At 82.1% G+C, this 229-nt stretch carries 1 pseudogene; it reads left to right on the top strand.

The window, feature by feature from the left end:
• Positions 1–229: pseudogene (locus tag KVT14_RS21985) on the top strand (MFS transporter); the annotation flags it as partial.

Here is a 229-nt window from a genome sequence, read left to right as displayed (position 1 = left end):
GCTCGCGACCCTCGGCGTCGAGCCGCGGCTCGCAGGTGCGGCCTCGGCCCTGGGGTCCGCGCGCCAGCAGGTCGGGGGCGCCATCGGGACCGCGCTGCTGGACACGCTGGCCGCGACCGCCGCCTCGGCCTACCTCGCCGACCCCGCGCCGGTGACGCCCGGGGACGTGGCCCCGGCCGCGCCCCACGGCCTCGTCGCCGACTGCGCGGGGCCGGCGAGGGTCTTGGGG

This window comes from Cellulomonas sp. GbtcB1, from assembly GCF_019091725.1.
Classification (GTDB): Bacteria; Actinomycetota; Actinomycetes; order Actinomycetales; family Cellulomonadaceae; genus Cellulomonas.
The sequence above is the reverse complement of the archived record's forward strand: the minus strand, read 5'-3'. Positions and strand labels throughout refer to the sequence as shown.